16 protein-coding genes are annotated in these 20568 nt (G+C 70.1%); 8 read left to right on the forward strand and 8 right to left on the reverse strand.

Features of this window, described 5'->3' with window-relative positions; genetic code table 11:
- Positions 1–3 precede the first annotated feature (3 nt).
- Entirely contained in the window at positions 4–1155 is a 1152-nt protein-coding gene (gene mltA / locus QTI51_RS30195) for a murein transglycosylase A (RefSeq protein ID WP_116910377.1), read from the reverse strand.
- On the opposite strand from mltA, the gene QTI51_RS30200 reads away from it, so the two are divergent.
- From QTI51_RS30200 to QTI51_RS30210, 3 genes are all read left to right on the forward strand, one after another.
- Positions 1154–1342, forward strand: coding sequence for a hypothetical protein (locus QTI51_RS30200; RefSeq protein ID WP_116910378.1), 189 nt, complete (start codon positions 1154–1156; stop codon positions 1340–1342). The genes mltA and QTI51_RS30200 overlap by 2 nt on opposite strands.
- A 197-nt stretch (positions 1343–1539) precedes the next feature.
- A complete protein-coding gene (locus QTI51_RS30205; RefSeq protein WP_116910379.1) occupies positions 1540–2199 on the forward strand; it encodes a YiaD family glycine zipper/OmpA-like lipoprotein in 660 nt (219 codons plus the stop codon).
- A gap of 93 nt (positions 2200–2292) precedes the next feature.
- The gene (locus QTI51_RS30210; protein ID WP_116910380.1) at positions 2293–2859 is read left to right on the forward strand and encodes an OmpA family protein; all 567 of its coding nucleotides are present in this window, start codon (positions 2293–2295) and stop codon (positions 2857–2859) included.
- Positions 2860–2912: 53 nt separating this feature from the next.
- On the opposite strand, the gene QTI51_RS30215 is transcribed toward QTI51_RS30210, so the two are convergent.
- The 4 genes from QTI51_RS30215 to QTI51_RS30230 are packed head-to-tail and all read right to left on the reverse strand — an operon-like array spanning position 2913 to position 10723.
- On the reverse strand, positions 2913–3539 hold the full coding sequence (locus QTI51_RS30215; RefSeq protein WP_093129028.1) for a response regulator transcription factor: 627 nt from the start codon (positions 3537–3539) through the stop codon (positions 2913–2915).
- Between the two features lie 37 nt (positions 3540–3576).
- On the reverse strand, positions 3577–5658 hold the full coding sequence (locus tag QTI51_RS30220) for a two-component system sensor histidine kinase NtrB (protein WP_116910381.1): 2082 nt from the start codon (positions 5656–5658) through the stop codon (positions 3577–3579).
- A gap of 2 nt (positions 5659–5660) precedes the next feature.
- Positions 5661–6476 (reverse strand): carbon-nitrogen hydrolase family protein, encoded by an 816-nt coding sequence (locus tag QTI51_RS30225; protein WP_116910382.1) that lies wholly within the window; start codon positions 6474–6476, stop codon positions 5661–5663.
- On the reverse strand, positions 6473–10723 hold the full coding sequence (locus QTI51_RS30230) for a YhdP family protein (protein WP_353506560.1): 4251 nt from the start codon (positions 10721–10723) through the stop codon (positions 6473–6475). The genes QTI51_RS30225 and QTI51_RS30230 overlap by 4 nt, the downstream gene beginning before the upstream one ends.
- A gap of 25 nt (positions 10724–10748) precedes the next feature.
- Here QTI51_RS30230 and glnE point away from each other — a divergent pair, with 25 nt between their 5' ends.
- Entirely contained in the window at positions 10749–13553 is a 2805-nt protein-coding gene (gene glnE, locus QTI51_RS30235; protein ID WP_116910384.1) for a bifunctional [glutamate--ammonia ligase]-adenylyl-L-tyrosine phosphorylase/[glutamate--ammonia-ligase] adenylyltransferase, read from the forward strand.
- Entirely contained in the window at positions 13546–14799 is a 1254-nt protein-coding gene (locus tag QTI51_RS30240) for a septal ring lytic transglycosylase RlpA family protein (RefSeq protein ID WP_116910385.1), read from the forward strand. Before glnE ends, QTI51_RS30240 begins: the two co-directional genes overlap by 8 nt.
- A 35-nt stretch (positions 14800–14834) precedes the next feature.
- On the opposite strand, the gene QTI51_RS30245 is transcribed toward QTI51_RS30240, so the two are convergent.
- From QTI51_RS30245 to QTI51_RS30255, 3 genes are all read right to left on the reverse strand, one after another.
- On the reverse strand, positions 14835–15296 hold the full coding sequence (locus QTI51_RS30245) for a carboxymuconolactone decarboxylase family protein (protein ID WP_116910386.1): 462 nt from the start codon (positions 15294–15296) through the stop codon (positions 14835–14837).
- A gap of 86 nt (positions 15297–15382) precedes the next feature.
- A complete protein-coding gene (locus tag QTI51_RS30250) occupies positions 15383–16294 on the reverse strand; it encodes an RNA polymerase sigma-70 factor (RefSeq protein ID WP_116910387.1) in 912 nt (303 codons plus the stop codon).
- 113 nt (positions 16295–16407) lie between these two features.
- Positions 16408–17265, reverse strand: coding sequence for a ferritin family protein (locus tag QTI51_RS30255; protein ID WP_116910388.1), 858 nt, complete (start codon positions 17263–17265; stop codon positions 16408–16410).
- 128 nt (positions 17266–17393) lie between these two features.
- Here QTI51_RS30255 and QTI51_RS30260 point away from each other — a divergent pair, with 128 nt between their 5' ends.
- The 3 genes from QTI51_RS30260 to QTI51_RS30270 all read left to right on the forward strand — a co-directional run bounded on the left by QTI51_RS30260 (position 17394) and on the right by QTI51_RS30270 (position 20553).
- Positions 17394–18008: a glutathione peroxidase gene (locus QTI51_RS30260; RefSeq protein ID WP_116910389.1), complete on the forward strand. Its 615-nt coding sequence runs from the start codon at positions 17394–17396 to the stop codon at positions 18006–18008.
- A 302-nt stretch (positions 18009–18310) separates the two neighbouring features.
- Positions 18311–19666: an NAD(P)/FAD-dependent oxidoreductase gene (locus QTI51_RS30265; protein WP_116910390.1), complete on the forward strand. Its 1356-nt coding sequence runs from the start codon at positions 18311–18313 to the stop codon at positions 19664–19666.
- Positions 19663–20553: a DUF1365 domain-containing protein gene (locus tag QTI51_RS30270; RefSeq protein ID WP_116910391.1), complete on the forward strand. Its 891-nt coding sequence runs from the start codon at positions 19663–19665 to the stop codon at positions 20551–20553. The genes QTI51_RS30265 and QTI51_RS30270 overlap by 4 nt, the downstream gene beginning before the upstream one ends.
- Positions 20554–20568: the final 15 nt, after the last annotated feature.

Below are 20568 nucleotides of genomic sequence, written 5' to 3' on the forward strand. Positions count from 1 at the left end.
GAATCAGGGCGCCGGCAACTGCCGGGGCCACAAGGCCCACAGCCGCAGCGGCTGGTTCATGCTCGCGGCCAGCCGCCCGGCATCGGCGCCGGTGCCCGCGAAGTAGTCCGCGCGCACCGCGCCGAGGATGGCGCTGCCGGTGTCTTGCGCGACCACCAGTTTCTGCAATTGCGCGGCCGGTCCGTTGGACGCAAGCCACACCGGCGTGCCGTAGGGAATGCTCTCGCGGTCGACCGCGATGGAGCGCCCCGCCGTCAGCGGCACGCCCTGCGCGCCGCGCGGGCCGAAGGCAGCGTCGACCTCGCTCATGGTTTCCTCGCGGAAGAACACGTAGCGCGGGTTGCTCCACAGCAGCTGCGGCACGCGCTGCGGGTTCTGCGCGGCCCAGGCCTTGGTGTCGTCGGGCCACTTGCCGACCTTGCTCACGCCCTGGCTCATGAGCCACTGCTGCACGCTGCGGTAGGGCTGCTCGTTGGTGGCCGAGAAGGCCATGCGCACGGTGTGCTGGTAGCCGTTGGCCTCGGTGATGCGCAGGCGCCCCGAGCCCTGGATGTGCAGCATCAGCGCGTCGATGGGGTCGGCCATCCACGCGATCTCGCGCCCGCGCAGCGCGGCCTGCGCCTCGGGCAGCGTCTCGATCTCTTGCCGCGTGTACCAGGGGCGGCGCGGCGCGAGGCCCTCGGGCGCCTGGTAGATCGGCACGTTGAAGGTGGCGGTGGGCGTGCGCGAGGCCTCGTACACCGGCTCGTAGTAGCTGGTGAGCTTGCCTTCGGTCTGGCCGTTGAGCGCCTCCACGCGGTAGGGCTGCAGCCGGTCGGTCATCCACTGGCGCTGCTCTTCGGGCGTGGCGATGGTGAGCTGGCGCACGTCGCGGCACAGCGGCGCGAAGGCGGCGTTGGGGCGCGAGCAGTTGGCCAGCAGCGCGATCCACGCTTCGTGCAGCGGGTCTTCGCCGAAGCCCGGCAGCTCCGACCAGCCGACCGGCACCCAGCGGCTCTTGGGGTGCGCGAGCGAGCCGGTGAGCGGACCGAGGTCGCGCGGCGGGGTGATGGCGGGGGGGCGGGTGGGCACGTCAGGTGCGCGCGGGCCGGTGGAACAGGCTGCGAGCGTTGCTACGATCACAAGCCCGACCAGCCACTGGAGTCCATTTCTCATGGGTTTGATTCTGCTTGAAGCCCTCGCCGCGGGACTCGTGTTCATCTTGATCATCTGGTGGACCATGTTTTCCGGGCGCAAGAAGGGTGAGCTGCACGACGAGGACGATGCCGACGCCCACCGCGGCACCCCGGACACCTCCGACCGCCCGGGCAGCGCAAAGAACAATCCGCCGCCTCGACCCTGAAGTCCGCGCGTAGCCCGATGCCGATGCCGTGTGTCGGAGAAGCACCCCGTTGCTATTACTTTAGTAGCAATCATCGTAGCATTCATGGGCGATTGCGAAGCTTTTCTTATTTTCCGTAGGGCTTTCAGGCCGTACCATCGCGTGCTCCCCGGAGCTAAGCTGTGGCCCGCTTGACTCAACCTTGAAAGGGAAACGCCATGAAAAAATTCGTACTCGCCACCTGTGCCGCCGCTGTCGTCCTGTCCGGCTGCGCCGGCGGCATGAGCGACACGCAACGCAACACCGGCATCGGTGCCGGCATCGGCGCCCTGGGCGGTGCGGCCATCGGCTCGGCCACCGGCGGCAACCGCGGTGCCATCGGCACGGGCGCGGTGGTCGGCGCGGCAGCCGGCGCGCTGGGCGGCTACCTGTGGTCGCAGCGCATGGAAAACCAGAAGCGCCAGATGGAAGCCGCCACGCAAGGCACGGGCATCGCCGTCACGCAAACGCCCAACAACGAGCTGAAGCTGCAGATCCCGAGCGACGTGTCATTCGACGTGGGCCGCGCCAACATCAAGTCGAACTTCGCGCCCGTGCTCGACCAGTTCGCCAATGGCCTGCGCAACAACCCGAACGCCGAGGTGCGCATCATCGGCCACACCGACAGCACCGGCTCGGACGCCATCAACAACCCGCTGTCGGTCGACCGCGCGGCCAGCACGCGCGACTACCTCGTGGCGCGCGGCGTGAACGCGGCGGCCTTCCGCATCGAAGGCCGCGGTTCGCGCGAACCGATTGCCGATAACAACAGCGACACAGGCCGGGCACAGAATCGCCGCGTCGAAATCTACGTGGGTGAACGCGCACCGCGAGGCTGACCCCGGGCTCGCAGCGTCACCGCACAGGGAACACGGCCGCGCTGAAAGGCCGGTTCCCGCCACCATTCCATTGGTCCATAGAGAGGGAAACTCATGAGGAAGTTTGTTGTTGCCGGCGCCGCCATGGCCGCGCTGGTTTTCGTCGCGGGCTGCGCTTCGCAGTCGCCACCGCCGGCCGCGGCCGAACCGGCCCCACCGGTCGCCGCCGCCCCAGCCAACAGCTGGACGGCGCGCCTCGCGGCGCTGAAGACCGACCTCGAGGCATCGACCAAGGGAACGGGCGCGGTGATCGAGCAGACCGCCGACAACCAGCTGCACGTGGTGATTCCGAACGAACTCTCGTTCGACACGGGCCGCGCCAACGTCAAGCGCAACCTGGCGCAGGTGCTCGACAAGGTCGCCGGCGGCCTGAAGAGCGCCACCGCCGCCAGCGTGCGCGTGATCGGCCACACCGACAGCACCGGCAGCGAAGAAGGCAACGAACGCCTCTCGGTGAGCCGCGCCGACAGCGTGCGCAACCACCTGGTGGGCCGCGGCGTGTCGACCACGGCCATCACCACCGACGGCCGCGGCTCGCGCGAACCGCTGGCGGACAACGCCACGGCGGCAGGCCGGGCGCAGAACCGCCGCGTGGAAATCTTCGTGGCGGAAAAAGCCTGAGGCCTGAGGCCTGAAGGCCGAAAGCTCCGAAGCCCTGAGCTTTCAGGCGACCTCTAGAGGTCCCTGAGGCGGTTGGCCAGCTCCACCGCCGATTTCACTTCCATCTTGTCGAACACGCGCGCGCGGTGGACCTCCACCGTGCGCACGCTGATCGCGAGCTGGTCGGCAATCAGCTTGTTCGGCAGGCCCTCGACCACGAGCCGCATCACGTCGCGCTCGCGGTCGGTCAGCTCGGCGATGCGCTCGGCCAGGCCGCGGCGCAGGCGCTGCACCTCGAGCGCCTGCAGCGACGCATTCAGCGCATGCTCGATGCGGTCGACCAGCGCGTTGTCCGAGAACGGCTTCTCGCAGAAGTCGAAGGCGCCGCGCTTCACGGCGTCCACCGCCGTGGGCACGTCGGCATGGCCCGTCAGGAAGATGACCGGCATCGCGGGCAGCAGCCCGCGCTCCACCAGCCGATCGAACAGCACCAGCCCGCTGGTGCCGGGCATGCGCACGTCCAGCAGCAGGCACAGCGGCTGCTCGGGCAGCGGGCCCTGGTCGAGAAACTGCTCGAACGCCTCGGCGCTGCCGAAATGCTCGCTCGCCAGGCGCCGCGAACGCAGCAGCCAGGCCAGCGCCTCGCGCACGCTGGCGTCGTCGTCCACGATAAAGATCAAGCCATCGATCAGCGGTTGCATGCCATGAGGTCCAGGAGATTGTTGGTTGAACGCGGCGTCAGCCGGCGGCTGGCAGCGTGAAGCGGAAGACGGTGCCGCGCGGCTTGTTGGGCTCGAACACCAGCGCCCCGCCGTGCTGCTCCACCACCGTGCGGCACAGGCTCAGGCCGAGCCCCATGCCGTCGGCGCGCGTGGTGAAAAAGGGCGTGAACAGCCGCTCGGCCACTTCGGCGCCGATGCCGCAGCCCAGGTCGGCCACCGAGAACTCGATCCAGCGCCGGCCGTCTTCCTGCCCGGTGCCGCCCACCGCCACGGCGCGCGCCACGCGCAGGCGCAGCACGCGGCTGCCGACGTTGTCGGGGCTGTCCATGGCCTGCATGGCGTTGCGCGCCAGGTTCAGCAGCACCTGCTCGACCAGGGTGCGGTCGCACATGGCCGCGGGCAGCTTGTCTTCGAACACCACCTCGATGATCACGCCCAGCTTGCGCGCCTGCAACCGCACCAGCGGCAGCACCGCGTCGATCAGCGCCTGCGGCGCCACGGGCTCGCGCGTGCGGTCGCGCCGGCGCACGAAGTCGTGCACGCTGCGAATCACCTGGCCGGCGCGGTCGGCCTGCTCTGCAATGCGCCGCACGGCCATCGCCACCTCGCCCTGGTCGCCCTTGGCGTGCGGGCCGAGCAGGTTGAGCGAGCCGCTCGCGTAGCTGGCAATGGCGGCCAGCGGCTGCGTGAGCTCGTGGCTGAGCAGCGAGGCCATCTCGCCCACGGTGGCCAGCCGCGCGCTGGCCTGCAGGCGCTCCTGGCTGGCGCGCGACAGCTCCTCGATGCGGCGCTGCTCGCTCACGTCGATGAAGGCGCTCATCCAGCCGGTCTGCACCTTGTGCGCGTTGATGAGCGGCGCCTCGAAGATCAGCACCGGAAAGCGCGTGCCGTCCTTGCGCATGAAGACCGACTCGAAGCCCTCGCGCGGCGGCATGCCGCCGGCCAGGCGCCGGGCCTGGCGCTGCTGGTATTCGTGCGCCAGCTCGGTGGGCCAATAGGGCGCTTCGGGTGCGCTGGGTGCGCCGGGGGCGGCGGATGTTTCGGCGTTGCCCGCCATCAGCTCCTCGGGGCTGAAGCCCACCATCTCGCAGAAGGCCGGGTTCACGTAGGTGATGCGGCCCTGCAGGTCGCGCGCGCGCAGGCCGGTGATGACCGAGTCTTCCATCGCCTTGCGAAAGGCCAGCGCGTCGGCCAGATCGCGCTCGGCGCGCAGGCGGCGGCGGGTGTCGCGCGCCAGCAGCACCAGCACCGACACCAGCGCGATGGAAATGGCCGTGACCAGCGCGGTGAGCATGTTGGGGAACAGGTCGGGCGCGGCGCGCCAGCCGTCCACGCGCAGCATCAGCGCGGTGCCCGGCAGGTCGATGAGCTGCTGCGAGGTGAACACCCGCGTGCCGGTGCGCCGCGAGGTGCCCAGCGCCACCAGCCGCGTGCCGTCGGCTTCGGTGAAGGCCACCTCCTGCCCGCGCGTGAGCGTGGGGCCGACCAGCTCGATGAGCGCGTCGCGCAGCGAATAGCTGGCCACCAGGTAGCCGCCCGCGTCGATGGGCACGCACAGCTCCATCACCTCGACGCCGCCGCCGCCGGCAATGGGCACGTAGTGGCTCGGCGAGTAGGCCGGCGCGCCCAGCTTGCGCGCCGCGGCGCAGGCCAGCGTGACGTCGGACTGCTCGGCGCCGCGCGTGGCCTCGTCGAGGATGCGCATGCGGTAGGGCGTGTTGACGGCCTGCAGCGGGCGCAGCGCGGCGTCGCGCCACTCGAGCCGCAGCCACTCGCGGTGCTCGCGCAGCAGCGAGGCCGCGATGTCGGGCCACAGCGCGCGGTCGGCGCCCGGGGCCTGCGTGGCGCGCAGGCTCTGCGCATTGCGCTGGAAGCCGCTGCGCAGGTCGGAGACGGCGTCGGCCGTGTCGCGGTCGAGCGCGGCCTGCACCTGCTCCACCTCGTGCCGGCCCGCCAGCCACACCACCGTGACCAGCAGCGCCGACACCAGCACCGCCAGCAGCAGCCACAGGAACCAGCGCTGCCACAGCGAGCGCAGCCGCGCGAGCGCCAGCAGCGCCCACCGCTGCGGTGCGACGGTCAGCAGCGCATCGGACATCGCTAGAGCACGCAGTGGGACAGCACGGGCAGTTGCGCCCGTGTGCGCGCGACCTGCGCGGCGTCGATGTCGAACAGCACCACGCCCTCGCCGGTGGGCTGCTGCGCCACCACCGCGCCCCAGGGATCGACCACCAGCGACTGGCCCCAGGTGTGGCGGCCGTTTTCGTGCGTGCCGCCCTGCGCGGGCGCGACCACCCAGGCCAGGTTCTCGATGGCGCGGGCGCGCAGCAGCACCTCCCAGTGCGCGGCGCCGGTGGTGCGCGTGAACGCGCTGGGCACCAGCATCAGGTCGGCGCCCTGCCTGGCCAGCGCGCGGTACAGCTCCGGAAAGCGCAAGTCGTAGCACACGCTCATGCCCACACGCCAGGCGTGGCCGTCGCGCGAAGGCAGCTCGAACACCACGGGCTCGTGGCCCGGCGCGATGACGCGGCGCTCGTCGTAGCGCTCGGTGCCGTTGTCGAAATAGAAGAGGTGGATCTTGTCGTAGCGCGCCACGCACTTGCCCTCGGGAGAGAAGGCGAGCGAGCTGTTGAACACGTGCTCGGCGTCGGTGCTTTCTATCGGCAGCGTGCCGCCCACGATCCACAGCCCGAACTCGCGCGCCGCGTCGGCCAGGAAGCCCTGCACCGTGCCCGCGCCGGCGGTCTCGCGCAGGGCCAGCTTGTCGGTGTCGCGCGCGCCCATCATGCAGAAATACTCGGGCAGCACGGCCAGCTCGGCGCCGGCCGCGGCGGCCTGCGCGAGCAGCTCGTGGGCGCGTGCGAGGTTGGCTTCGCGGGCGATGGCGGACACCATCTGGATGGCTGCGACTTTCATTGCGTGGTCTCCTGTTTCTTGCCTTCGTTCGCACCCGAGAGGCCCGGCATCGAAGGAATGCCCTGTGGCAGCAGCTGCAGCGAGCGCGGCACCTTCGCGATCTTGGGGTCGGCCCAGGTGCCTTCGATGTGAAATTCCTGCGTGGCGGCCGCCGACAGCGGCTTGCTCAGCACCCATTGGGCCAGGAAGGCGCCCAACCCGATGGCCGGGTTGATGGCCGTGGCCACCAGCGCGGCCGTGCCGGCGGTGATCTCGGGCACCACCACCACGCGCAGGTCGGTGGTCTCGCGCACGATGTCGGCCGAGCCGTCCATCAGCGCGGCGGCGTTCACGCCCTTCATCTGCAGGTTGTTGGTGCTGGCGATGCCCTTGGCGATCTTCGCGTCGCCGCGGATGAAGTCGAAGGCGAAGCCCTGGCTGAACACGTCGCGGAAGTCGAGCGTGAGGCGCCGCGGCAGCGCCTGCAGGCTCAGCACGCCCAGCAGCTTGGCCAGGCCCGGGTCGGCCTTCAGGAACTGGCCCTGCTCCACGTCGACCTGCAGCTGGCCGCCCAGGCTGGGGTAGTCGAGCGAGAACGGCGAGCCGCTCCAGTTGACGTCGCCCTCCAGCCGGCCCTTGCCGCGGCGCAGCACGCCCGGCATGCCGAAGCGCGCGAGCAGCTCGCCGGCATCGGCGATGTCGAGCCTGAAGGTCATGCCGGTGCGGCGCTGGCCGGCCGTGCCGCCGGGCACGCCGGCCCAGGTGCCCTTGGCGGCGAAGCTGGCCTCGGGCATGGTGAAGGCCAGTTTGTTGAGCGCCCATTCGCGGCCCGCGCCGCCGCGGTTGACCGCGTCGATCTCGGCGCGGCCCAGGCGCTTGCCGAGCAGCTCGAAGTCGTCCACCACGATGTCCAGCGCGGGCAGCGTGCCGGGCTGCTCGTCGAGCAGGGTCTCGACCTGGGTGGCCTCGCTGGGCGCGATCTTCAGCCGCGCGAGCCGCGCATACAGGCGCCCGGCCTGCGTGTGGCGGTACTCGGCGTAGCCGCTGAGCTCGGTGGCGTCGATGTTGGCGCGCCACAGGGCGCCGTCGCGCGTGCCGCCGAGCACCACGTTGTGCAGCGTGCGGCCGGCCACGGCGAGCTGCTGCGCGCGCACGGCGATGCGCGTGGGCAGGTAGGCCATCGACGGGTCGTCCGCGCGCTCTGGCATTTCGGTGGCGGCCGTGCCGGACGACACCGGCGCGGCCTGGGCGGAACCGGTGGCCTCGCCGACCAGCGCCTGCCACGCGGCGGTGTCGAGCTTGGCCACGTTGATGTTGGCGAACACGCCCTTGTCGGGCAGCGCGGCCGTCTCGCCCGCCGACAGGCCGATGCCGATGCTGCCGCGCGCCACGCGGGCCTCGCCGCCCACCAGGTCGCGCACGTACTGCACGCTGCCGACGCGGCCGAGGTCGAGCAGCAGCTGGTCCTGCGTGGCGGTGCCCACGGGCACGGCCGTGCCCGTGCGGGTTTCGCGCGCCAGCACCTTCTTCTCGATGCGCAGCGGCATCTGCTCCTCGGCGGTCTTCACGAGCGGCGGCGGCAGTTGCAGCGCCAGGCCCTGCAGGGTGCTGGTGAGCGAGAACTCGGGCGTGCCGTCGCGCATCGAGAAGGTGGCCGCGTAGGGCGTGCTGCCCGTGGCCTTCCTGGCCAGGCGGGCCAGCCAGTCGACCTCGCGCGCGCCGCGCAGGCCGTCGGCGGTGGCGGTGCCCTGCGCCTTCAGCGCCACTTCGCGGTTGGGCCCGCTGAAGCGGCCGCGGCCTTCCACGCGGATGTCGCCGCCGAGCAGCTTCGCCTGCACGTTGGCCAGCGCGAAGCCGGTCTCGGTGAAGTTGAGCGTGCCCTTGGCCTGGCTGAAGCTGGCCGCCTCGGGCACGACCTGCAGCTCGTTGTCGGCCAGCACCACGCTGGCCTGCACCTTGGCGTTGTCCATGGCGGCGAGCGGCAGCTCCAGGTGCAGCTTGTAGTCGGCCGAACCGGTGGCGCGCGCGCGCAGCATGATCTCGCCGGTTTCGCCCGCCAGCGGCGCACCCGCGCGCAGCACCTCGGCGAGCGGGCCCTTGGCCTGCGCGTCCACGCGCAGCAGGGAGGCGTGGTGCGACATGTCGCCAATCTGCGCCTCGGCCCGGGTCACCTCCACGCCCGGCGCGCCGACCAGCCGGCCGCGCGCGTTGCGCACCAGCATGCCGGCGCGCTCGAACACCAGCTCGCCCGACAGCGCCGTGAGCGGCGGCCACACGGGCGGGGGCATGCCGTTGCGCGCGGGGGTGGGCGGGTTGTGAGGGGGGGCGTAGGCGTAGTCGACATCGGCCACCTTGGCCGCGATGCGGAAGTCGCCCAGCTTCGGGTCCATGAAGGGCATGTCGTGCAGGTCGCCGCGCACGCGGAAGTCGACGCTGCTGGCGGTGCCCTTGGTGACGGCGTCGCGCACGTAGTCGCGCGTGTGCTGGGGAATGTCCAGCGGCAGGTAGCGGAACACGCGCGTGCCGTCGGCGCGCGTGAGCTTGCCCTGCAGGTCGAGCACGCCCGGAAAGCGCGCCTTGCTGCTCGAGGTGGCCGGGTCGCTGGTGCGCCAGCTGGCCTGGGCGTCGCCCTCGGCGTCGGTGTTGGCGAAGCTGAGCTTCGACACCTGCAGCTGGGCGTTGCCCTTGTCGAGCTTCCACTGCAGTTGGGTGGAAAGCCGGTCGATGGGAATCACCGGCTCCTCGAACACGCCGGGGAATTCGAGCGTGCCCTGCGCGATGGCCAGCGTGGCGGTGCCGCCGGTGTGGGTGGCGTCGAAGTCGACGGTGGCGCCGCTCAGGCCGGGCGTGCCGGGGTGGACCTTGGGCGGTGTGGCGGCTGCCGCGTTGGCTGCGGCGTTGGTCGTGGGTGCGTTCGGCGTGGTGGTCGATGCCGTGGTCGATGTCGTGGCTGATGCCGTGGCCGCCGCGTCGCTCGCGCCGGGCTGCGAGGCCACGCGCAGGCCGACGATGCGTCCCTTGGCCTGGTAGCGCTCTGGCGCGCCCAGCGAGCCCTGCCAGTTGACGTCGATGTGCTCCACCAGCCCGCGCGGCGCGTAGGCATCGAGCACCTTGTGCGTGGCCGCGCCGAGCGGCAGCCGGTCGGCGATGAGCGCCAGCGCGGCCAGGTCGAGCCGGTCGGCGCGCATGGCGCCGTGCTCGGGCGTGCGGCCCTTGTTGGGCGTGTGCTGCAGCCACAGGTTGCCGCCGGGCCAGCGCAGGCCGTCGCTGGTGTCGAACTGCAGCGCGGTGGTCGAGAACTCGAGCGTGTCTTCGGTCAGCAGGCCGGCCAGGCGGCCGGTGACGGCGCGCAGCACCAGCGGCTGCAGGCCCTTGTCGAGCGACACGTCGACCTTGGCCAGCCCCAGGTCGGCCGCGCCGCCCACGACCTGGCCGTCGTCCACGTCGGCCCACACGCGCAGCGCGCCGTTGCCTTCGCGGATGCGCGCGTCCAGCGACACGTACTGGCCCAGGCGCGTGACGTCGATGTAGGGCAGGTCGGCGTAGAGCTGCCCGTCCCAGGTCTGCCAGTGGCCGCTGCGGATGGACAGCAGCGGCTGGCGGAACTGCCCGCGCAGGGTGAAGCGCTCGCCCCAGCCGGCCGGCGGCGTGGCGTCGAGCCGCAGGCCGTGGCGGCGCGCGGTGTTGCGCGCGACGAAGCGCACGTCGGTGAGCATCAGCGGCTCGGCCTGGCGCAGCTCGTCGGTCCAGCGCACGGTGCCGCCTTCGATCACCAGTTCGCGCTGCGCAAAAAACCAGTCGGCGCCACGGGTTTCTCCGGTGGTGTCGGTGGCCATGTGCAATCCAGCCACATGGAGTTTTCCCTGAGTGTCGCGGCGCACGTCGAGCTGCGGGCCCTCGATGTAGAGCTGCTCGAAGTTCAGCCGCCAGAGCGAGCGCGGGGACACGCTGGCCACCACGCGCACGAGGCGCAGCGCCTCGCGCTGGTCGGCGTCCTGCAGCACCACGTCGCGCAATTCGAAGGCCGGAAAAAGCCCTTCGGAGCGGGCGGTGATCGAGCCGATGCGCACCGGCACGCCGATGGCCTTGCTAGCCTGTGCTTCCAGGGCGCCGCGAAAATCACCGATTCGCGGCACAATCCACGCGTGCAGGACCACGACTGACAGCGCCAGCAGAAGCCATGCGGCGATCAACAGACCCAACAGCCAGCGCGCCGTCACAGCGGTGATTTTGAGCAGACGTGAAGGGGAAGACGCCGTGTCGTTCATTGAGGATCGCGCTGTGTCGGGAATTATGACCGCCAGCATTCAGAGGGGTTCCACGGAAACCGATAGCAGTGTGAACCAGTTGCCAGCCACTTCGACGCCCGTCGCGCAGATCGCGTCCTCCTCCTACTCCCGCTTCGTGCAGCGCCTGCGTCGCAGGTATGCGGCCGAGCTTTCATTGCTTCCCCCTGGCGCGCCGCGGCGCGATTCGATGACTGTGGCCTACGAGGCATTGCGCCAACGTGGGGACAGCGTGGGCGATGCACTGAGGATTGTGCGGCAGCTGGTGATGGAGCGGCTCGTCACCCTCGATTGCGACGCGCAGGCGCCGCTGGCCGTGGTGACCACCGCCGTCACCGAGCTGGCCGAGCTGGCGCTCGACCTCGCCTGCGAAGACGCCTGCCACGAGCTCGACACCGTGCACGGCGCGCCGCTGGGCCCCGACGGGCAGCGCGCGCAGTTGTGGATCGTGGGCATGGGCAAGCTGGGCGCGCGCGAGCTGAACGTGTCGAGCGACATCGACCTGATCTACCTCTACGACCTCGACGGCGAGACCCGCGGTGACGCCGACGGCCGCGGGCGGCTGTCGAACCAGGAGTACTTCTCGCGCGCCGTGAAGCGCATCTACGCGCTGGTGGGCGACACCACCGAGCACGGCTTCGTGTTCCGCGTCGACCTGGCGCTGCGGCCCAACGGCAACTCGGGCCCGAGCGTGGTCTCGCTCGATGCGCTGGAAGAGTATTTCCAGGTGCAGGGCCGCGAGTGGGAGCGCTTTGCCTGGATGAAGAGCCGCGTGGTGGCGCCGCGCGACATCGTGCTGGCGGGCCAGGCCCAGGGCCTGCGCGGGGCGGTGCTGCCCTTCGTGTTCCGCCGCTACCTCGACTACAGCGTGTTCGATGCGCTGCGCGTGCTGCACCGGCAGATTCGCGAGCAGTCGGCGCGCCGCAGCGCGGGCCGGCCCGAACGCGCCAACGACGTGAAGCTGTCGCGCGGCGGCATCCGCGAGATCGAGTTCACCGTGCAGCTGCTGCAGGTGGTGCGCGGCGGCCAGTTCCCCGAGCTGCGCACGCGGCCCACGCTCGACGCGCTGCAGCGCCTGGCGCGCGCCAACCTCATGCCGCAGGAAACCGCCGACGCGCTGGCGCAGGCCTACGAGTTCCTGCGCCGGGTGGAGCACCGCATTCAATACCTGGACGACCAGCAGACCCACGTGCTGCCGGTGGCCGACGACGACCTGCGCTGGATTGCCCAGACCCTGGGCTATGCCGACACCTGCCCCTTCCTGGCGCAACTCGACACGCACCGCGAGTTCGTGGCGCAGGAGTTCGACAAGCTGCTCGGCGGCGAAAAGCCCTGCAACGGCAAGTGCAGCGGCAAGAAGGCCGCCGCGCCCGCCGAGCTGGCCGACCTGCTCGACGACCTGCCGCCCGCCTTCGCCGAGCGCATTCGCGACTGGTGCGAGCAACCGCGCGTGCTGGCGCTGCGCGAGGAAACCCGCGCACGGCTGCGCCAGCTGGTGCAGCGCACCGGCACCTGGCTGAAGGAGCCCGACGGCGACGGCGAAGGCCAGACGCCGCGCCACGTCGATGCCGCGCTGCGCTGGGCCGACTGGATCGAGCCGCTGATGCGCCGCGAGAGCTACCTGGCGCTGCTGGTCGAACGCCCCGCCGTGCAGGAGCGCCTGCTACGCCTGCTGGGCTCGGCCAAGTGGCCCGCGCGCTACCTGCTGCAACACCCCGGCGTGATCGACGAGCTGGCGAGCGACGAAATGCTGTCGGGCCGCTTCGTGGCCGCGGAATTCGAGCGTGAGCTCGAAGCGCGCCACGCCTCGCTCACCCGCACCGGCGAGGCCGACGAGGAGCGCCTGCTGAACCTGCTGCGCCACGCGCACCACGCCGAGGTGTTCCGCACCCTGGCGCGCGACGTGGACGGCCGCATCACCGTGGAGCAGGTGGCCGACGACCTGAGCGCGCTGGCCGACACCACGCTGCGCGTGACCGCGCGCTGGTGCTGGCCGCATGTGCGCAACCGGCACCGCGAGGTGGCGCAGTTCGCGATCATCGGCTACGGCAAGCTGGGCGGAAAAGAGCTGGGCTACGGCAGCGACCTGGACATCGTGTTCGTCTACGACGACGACGACGAACGCGCCGGCGAGGTGTACGCGGCCTATGTGCGCAAGCTGATCAACTGGCTCACCGTGAAGACGCGCGAGGGCGACCTGTTCGAGATCGACACGGCGCTGCGGCCCAACGGCAACTCGGGCCTGCTGACCACCAGCTTCCAGGCCTACGAGAAGTACCAGCTCGGCCGCGGCAGCAACACCGCGTGGACCTGGGAGCACCAGGCCATGACGCGCGCGCGCTTCGTGCTGGGCAGCGAGGACCACGGCGCCGAACTGGGCGCGCGCTTCGACCAGGTGCGCGAGGCCGTGCTGGTGGCGCCGCGCGACCGCGAGGCCCTGAAGGCCGAGATCATCGCCATGCGCGACAAGCTGCGCGGCGCGCGGCCGGTGAAGGCCGGCCACTTCGATGTGAAACACAGCCCCGGCGGCATGGTCGATGCCGAGTTCGCGGTGCAGTTCCTGGTGCTGTCGTCGTCCGGCGAGCACCCCGAGCTGATTCCCAACGTGGGCAACATCGCGCTGCTGCTGCGCGCCGAACTGGCCGGCATGCTGCCCGAGGGCGTGGGCCGCAGCGCCGCGCGCGCCTACCGCGAGCTGCGCCGCGTGCAGCATCGCGCGCGGCTGAACGAAGAGCCCACGCAGGTCACCCCGCCCGCACTGGCCGCCGAGCGCGACGCCATGCTGGCACTGTGGAAGGCCGTGTTTGGCTGACGGCGGCCGTTCGCACGCGACGACCGCGCTGGGCGCCTGCGCGGTGGCCGTGGCCATTGTTCTGGCCGGCTGCGCCAGCGGCCCTCGTGGAAACAGTGGAAGCAGCGGTGGCGTCGCCGGCGGCCGGGACGGCCCGGGCTCGAACATTCCACCGAACCTGGCCAGCGTGCCCGACGCCGAGCCCCGCATCGAACCCATCCGCACCAGCGGCGGCACCAGCAAGCCGTACACGGTGCTGGGCCGCGGCTACGCGCCGCTGACCGACGACCGGCCGTTCCGCGAATCGGGGCTGGCCTCCTGGTATGGCAGCAAATTTCACGCGGCCTCCACGTCCAGCGGCGAGCCCTACGACATGTACGCCATGACGGCCGCGCACAAGACGCTGCCGCTGCCGAGCTATGTGCGCGTGCGCAACCCGGCCAACGGGCGCGAAGTGGTCGTGCGCGTGAACGACCGCGGCCCCTTCGTCGACGGCCGCGTCATCGACCTGAGCTACACGGCCGCGCTGAAGCTCGACCTGCTGCGCGGCGTGGCGCCGGTGGAGATCGAGCGGATCACCAACGAAGACATCCGTACCGGTGCATGGCGGCGGGATGACGGCACGGCGTACGCGGCTGCTGCGCCGGTCACGGCACCCATGGCCTCGCCGCTGGCCGTTCCGGTGCGCATGCCGGCCACGCGCGTGGCGAGCGCCCAGCAGGTGCAGGTGCCGGCCGAATGGGTGGCGCCGGTGGGCGCGGCCTACAACGACCTGCCACCGCCGGCCTCGACCATGCCGGTGGCGCCACAGACGCCGATGACCTCGGCGATGCCGGCCGGGACCGGGGCCGAGCCGGAGTCGGCGCAATCGCCTCCGTCCGTGCCGCCTGCCAGGTCGCCCTCTTTCCAATCTTCTGTGCCGTCCGCGCCGTCCGGGCCCGCCATCGTGGTCAACGACCTGGCGCCGCTGCAGGCGGCACCTTCGTCGCCGCCGCCGCTGCCGCCCGGCGCACCCGCGCCATCGGCCGCACTGCAGGGCTTCTGGGTGCAGCTCGGTGCCTTCCGCGAGCGCGACGGCGCCGAGACCTTGCTGAACCAGGCCGCGCGCGGCCTGCCCTCTCTGGCGTCGCAACTGCGCGTGTTCAGCGAGGCGGGCACGCACCGGCTGCAGGCCGGGCCTTTCCCGTCGCGCAGTGCTGCCGGCGAGGCGGTCACGCAGTTGCGCGACAGCCTGCGCATTTCACCGATGGTGGTGGAAAGGCGCTGAGCCTTCCGGGCCTTCCAGGCCTTCAGCGCCCGAGCTCAGTCGATGGCCTTGGCCGCCACCGGCAGCTGCATGCCCACGCCCAGGCGGTTCCAGGCGTTGATCTGCGCGATGGCCACCGAGAGTTCGACGATCTCAAGCTCGTTGAACTGGGCCTTCACAGCCTCGTATTCCTCATCGCGCGAGCCGTGGTCGCTCGACAGGCGGGTCAGGCTTTCGGCCCAGCCGAGGGCGGCGCGTTCGCGTGCGTCGTAGAAGCTCACTTCGCGCCAGGTGGCCAGGCTGTTGATGCGCTGCCAGCCTTCGCCCTGCACGCGCAGGTCGCGCACGTGCATGTCCAGGCAGTAGGCGCAGCCGTTGATCTGCGAGACGCGGGCAAAGACCAGGTCGACCAGCTTCTTGCCGAGCGTGGTCGCCTCGATGGCGCCGTTGACGCCGATCATGGCCTGGAAGGCCTTGGGCGCGATCTTGAACCAGGCGAGACGGGGGGCGGTGTTCATGGTGAATTCCTTCAGGTGGTTGACGATGAAATCTGCTTACCCACTGAAGACGGGCGAACTGATCGCCCTGTGACACGCCGCGCGAATTATTTCGACGAAAGCGCCTGCGCAGTTCCAGCGATGTTCGCCATGTTCGCGATCCGCGCGAGCTTGTCCGGGTTGCGCTGCGCGCGGATGCGCACGATGCGCTCGCCCTCGATCTCGAAGGTCTGCGCCGATTCAAGCTGGCCGTCGATGAAGCGCAGCAGCCCCGGCTCGCCGTTGAGGTCGACCAGCACCATGTGCGCGCCGCCCGGGCCCAGCCGGCGCCAGACCGAGAAATACAGCTGCGCCAGCCGCTGGCTGCCGCGCAGGATCTTGCCGAAGCTGGGCACCTTGCCGCCGCCGTCGGAGACGAGTTCGGCGTCTTCCGACATCAGCGCCTTCAGGTCCTGCAGGTTGCCGCGGGCGGCGGCGTCGGCAAAGGCGCGCAGCAGGCGCTCGTGCGTCTCGCGCGACACGCTGAAGCGCGGGCGCGCCTCCAGCACCTGCGACTTGGCGCGGTGCACCAGCTGGCGGCAGGCGGCCTCGGTCTTGCCGAGGGTGCTGGCGATGTCCTCGTAGTCGGCGTCGAACACCTCGCGCAGCAGGAAGGCGGCGCGCGACTCCGGCGCCAGGCGCTCGAGCACGGCCAGGAACGCGACGGAAACGTTGTCGGCGCGCTCCAGCAGCTGCTCGGGGGTGTCGGGCGCGCCCGTCATCGTGGGCTCGGGCATCCAGGTGCCGATGTAGTGCTCGCGCTCGACCTTGGCGGTGCGCAGCCGGTCGATCGACAGGCGGGTGACAACGGTCACCAGCCAGGCTTCGGCGCTGTCGAGGGTGTCTTTTGCGGCTTCATGCCAGCGCAGCCAGGCGTCCTGCACCACCTCTTCCGCCTCGCCCATGGAGCCGAGCATGCGGTAGGCGATGCCCTGCAGGCGCGGGCGCAGGCGGTTGAAGGTGAGGGTGGCGTCGTCCATGGGGGCTAGACGGATGGCGTTGGTGGTTTGTGACGGTGGCTGCCAAAAAAAAGCGCCCCGGGGTCCGGGGCGCTTTCTGGTGTGTTGCTTGCGTGCGCCCTGGCGCCCCGCGCCTATGCGCCCTGGTACTCGGGCCTGGGGCCCAGCGTGGCCGCGACTTCCTTGCGGTAGCGGTTCAGCTCCTGCACGGTCTTGAAGCTGCGGTTCATCAGCAGGCTCAGGTTGTGCAGGATGCGCTCGCCCACCTTGGTTTCCCACACGGCGTCGAACTTGATCTGCTTGTCGAGCCAGTGCTCCAGCCAGTCCGGGTCGGGCATGCGGCTCTGGATGGTGTCGTTGGGGAACAGCGCCTTGTTCACGTGCAGGTTGGTCGGGTGCAGCGCCTGCGCGGTGCGCCGGGCGCTGGCCATCAGCACGCCGACCTTGGTGAAGGCCGCGCGGGCTTCGTCGCCGAACTTTTCCATCGCGCGCTTCATGTAGCGCAGGTAGGCGCCGCCGTGGCGGGCTTCGTCCTGGCTCAGCGTGGTGTAGATGTGCTTGATGACCGGCTCGGTGTGCCACTGGGCGGCGCGGCGGTACCAGTGGTTGAGGCGGATTTCGCCGCAGAAATGCAGCATGAGGGTTTCCAGCGGCGGCGCCGGATCGAAGTCGAAGCGCACCTCGTGCAGCTCGGCCTCGGTGGGCGCGTGCTTGGGGCTGAAGCGCTTCAGGTACTCCATGAGCACCAGCGAGTGCTTCTGTTCCTCGAAGAACCAGATCGACATGAAAGCGGAAAAATCGCTATCGTGGCGGTTGTCGCGCAGGAACATCTCGGTGGCCGGCAACGCCGCCCACTCGGTGATGGCATTCATCTTGATGGTCTGCGCCTGCTCATCCGTCAGCAAGGAAGCGTCGAACGACTGCCAGGGAATGTCTTTGTCCATGTCCCAGCGGACGGATTCGAGTTGTCTGAAGAGTTCCGGATAGAGCATCAATGTCTTTCTATGGCCGTCGATTTTAGTCGGCACGTTTGGCGCGACCATGACAGACGCGCGATGATGCGGATACGTGCGCCTCGACGACACGGATGCGCCCCCCTTTTCCGAACCTGGAGTCCGCCATGCGAACCCTCTCCCGATTGTCGACGCTGGTGCGCTGCGCACCTGCGATTTCCCTCGTGGCGAGCCTCTTTTCCGCCCTGCCGGCCAGCGCCCAGGGCACGCCCGCCGCACCCGCCGCGGAGCAGGCCGCAGGGTGCCCCGCCATCCTGCAACACACCTTCCCGCGACTGCAGGACGAAAAACCCCAGGCCTTGTGCCAGTACTCCGGAAAGGTGGTGCTGGTAGTCAATACGGCCAGCTTCTGCGGATTCACGCCGCAATACAAGGGGCTGGAGGCGCTGGACCTCAAATACCGCTCGCGCGGCCTCGTGGTGCTGGGCTTTCCGTCGAACGACTTCGCCCAGGAATCGGGCTCGAACAAAGAAATTGCCGACTTCTGCGAAAGCACCTTCGGCGTGAAATTCCCGATGTTCGCCAAGACCTCGGTGCGCGGCAGCGACGCCAACCCGCTGTTCAAGCAGCTGGCGCAGGCCTCGGGCACCACGCCCAAGTGGAACTTCTACAAGTACCTGATCGGGCGCGACGGCAAGGTCGTGCAGGCGTGGTCGAGCATGACGGCGCCCGACGAGAACGGCTTTGTGAACGTCATCGAGAAGCAGCTCGGGCCGAATTGAGACTGACCAGTTCACAAGAAGACGCATCGGTAATATTATTTACCGATGCGTCCAAATCAATGTGAACTCCGTGAGCCGAGAGAAACAAACGTTTACGAAACGCGCGGGAACCGTGCTGCGGATGCCGCGCTCCTAAATCGGGTGGGCAGTGAGTGCCCACCGGTTTTCATGTTGCGAGGTCTTCCGGGCGCCTGCCGTCCGGTCGAAATCCCGAGGCGATTCTTCTCCTCCTCCCTCCCTCCCTCCTTCGCGTCGGGGCGCCTCGCAGCATTTTTGTCTTCCCGCCGGCCGGGGGGTGCGTCATGACCACCGTGACGTCACCCGCCCGCGTGGCCGTCATCGGCGCCGGCATTTCCGGGTTGGCCGCGGCCCACGCATTGCGCGACGTGGCTGCCGTCACCCTCTTCGAAGCCAGTGACTACTTCGGTGGCCACGCCCACACGGCAACGATCGAGCTTCCCCGCTCCGCCTCGAACCCCACCCGCGTCGCCCACGGCGTCGACACCGGCTTCCTGGTCTACAACGACCGCACCTACCCCCAGCTGATCCGGCTTTTCTCCGAACTCGGCGTCGACACGGCGCTGTCGGAAATGTCGTTCTCGGTGCAGGCCACGCGCGACGACGGCGGCCCGCTCGAATGGAGCGGCAACAACCTGAACACCGTGTTCGCCCAGCGGCGCAACCTGCTGGACGCCCGCTTCCTCGGCATGCTGGGCGACCTGCTGCGCTTCAACCGCCTCACCACCCGCATCGCCCTGGCCGGCACCGAGGGCGAGCTGGCCCAGCCGCTGGGCCAGTTCTTGGACGCCCACCGCTTCGGCGCGGCGTTTCGCGACTGGTACTTCCTGCCGATGATGGGTTGCATCTGGAGCTGCTCGACCACGCAGATGCTCGCGTTTCCGGTGGCGACCATGATCCGCTTCTGCCACAACCACGGCCTGATCCAGATCGCCAACCGGCCGCAGTGGCGCACCGTGCGCGGCGGCTCGCGCCACTACGTCGAGAAGATCGTCGCGGGCCTGCCCGACACGCGGCTGAACACGCCCGTGCGCCACATCGACCGCGCCGCAGATGGCGTGCGGCTGGCCACCGACGCCGGCACCGAGCACTTCGACCACGTGGTGCTCGCCACCCATTCGGACCAGTCGCTCGCCCTGCTGGGCGGCGGCGCCAGCCCGGCCGAGGCTGCGGTGCTGGGCGCCATCCGCTACCAGGCGAACCACGCCGTGCTGCACACCGACGCCGGCGTGCTGCCCCGGCGCCCCTCGGCCTGGGCCGCCTGGAACTACGAGCGCGCGGCCGCCGGCGAGCGCGAGTCGGGCCGGGTCTGCCTGCACTACCTGCTCAACAAGCTGCAGCCGCTGCCCTGGGAACAACCGGTCGTCGTTTCGTTGAATCCGGTGCGCGAGATCCAGCGTAGTCAGGTCATGGCCGAATACGACTACGACCACCCGGTGCTCGACCTTGCCGCGATCCGCGCGCAAGCCGAGGTGCCCGCCCTGCAAGGCCAGCGCAACACCTGGTTCGCGGGCGCGTGGATGGGCTACGGCTTCCACGAAGACGGGCTGAAGGCCGGCCTGGCCGCGGCCGAGGGCCTGCGCGCCCGCCTCGCCGGCCAGGGCGCGCCCGCCCATGCCATGGGGAGCGCGCTGGCATGACCCACGCGCAACCGACGCCGGCCCCGCTGATGGGATTCGGCGAGGTGCGCCATGCTCGCCTGCGCCCCGCGCGCAACGCCTTCGTCTACCCGACCTATTTCCTGATGCTGCCCATGCGCACCCTGCGCGCGCACGGCAGCGACAGCCTGGCGGTCAACCGCGCGGGCGCCCTGTCGTTCCACGACGTCGACCACGGCGACGGGCGCACGCCCGCGCAGGGCGGCGCGCTGGCCTGGCTCGACGAGCTGCTGGCAGCGCACCACATCCACGACGCCGCCGGCGAAGCCTGGCTGCACTGCTACCCGCGCGTGCTCGGCTACACCTTCAAGCCGGTGAGCTTCTGGTACTGCCACACACGCGAAGGCGTGCTGCGCGCCATCGTGGTCGAGGTGAACAACACCTTCGGCGAGCGCCATTGCTACCTGCTCGACCGGCCCGTGTACGGCACGGAGCTGAAGGCGAGCAAGGCCTTTCATGTGTCGCCGTTCTGCCACGTGAGCGGCAGCTACCGGTTTCGCTTCTTCGTCGACGCCGACATGACCCGCACCGTGGTGCGCATCGACCACGACGACGCCGACGGCCCGCTGCTGCAGACCAGCGTGAGCGGCGACCTGGTGCTGGCAACGCCGGCCAACGTGCGGCGCGCGCTGTGGCGCTACCCCGCAATGACCTTCGGGCTGATCGCGCGCATCCACTGGCAGGCCGCGAAGCTCTGGTTCAAGCGCGTGCCGTTCATTCCCAAGCCGGCAGCGCCCACCCATTTCGTTTCGCGCGACAACCAGCAGCCACAGCAACCGCCGCAACAGCCGTATCCAACGCTGCCGCAACCGCAGCAGGCGACCTCCCGCGAGCCGCGCCAGGCCGCCCCCAGCAAGCTCGCACCGTAGTGCGACGCACCAAGG

The organism is Variovorax sp. J22G73 (assembly GCF_030317035.1).
GTDB lineage: Bacteria > Pseudomonadota > Gammaproteobacteria > Burkholderiales > Burkholderiaceae_C > Variovorax.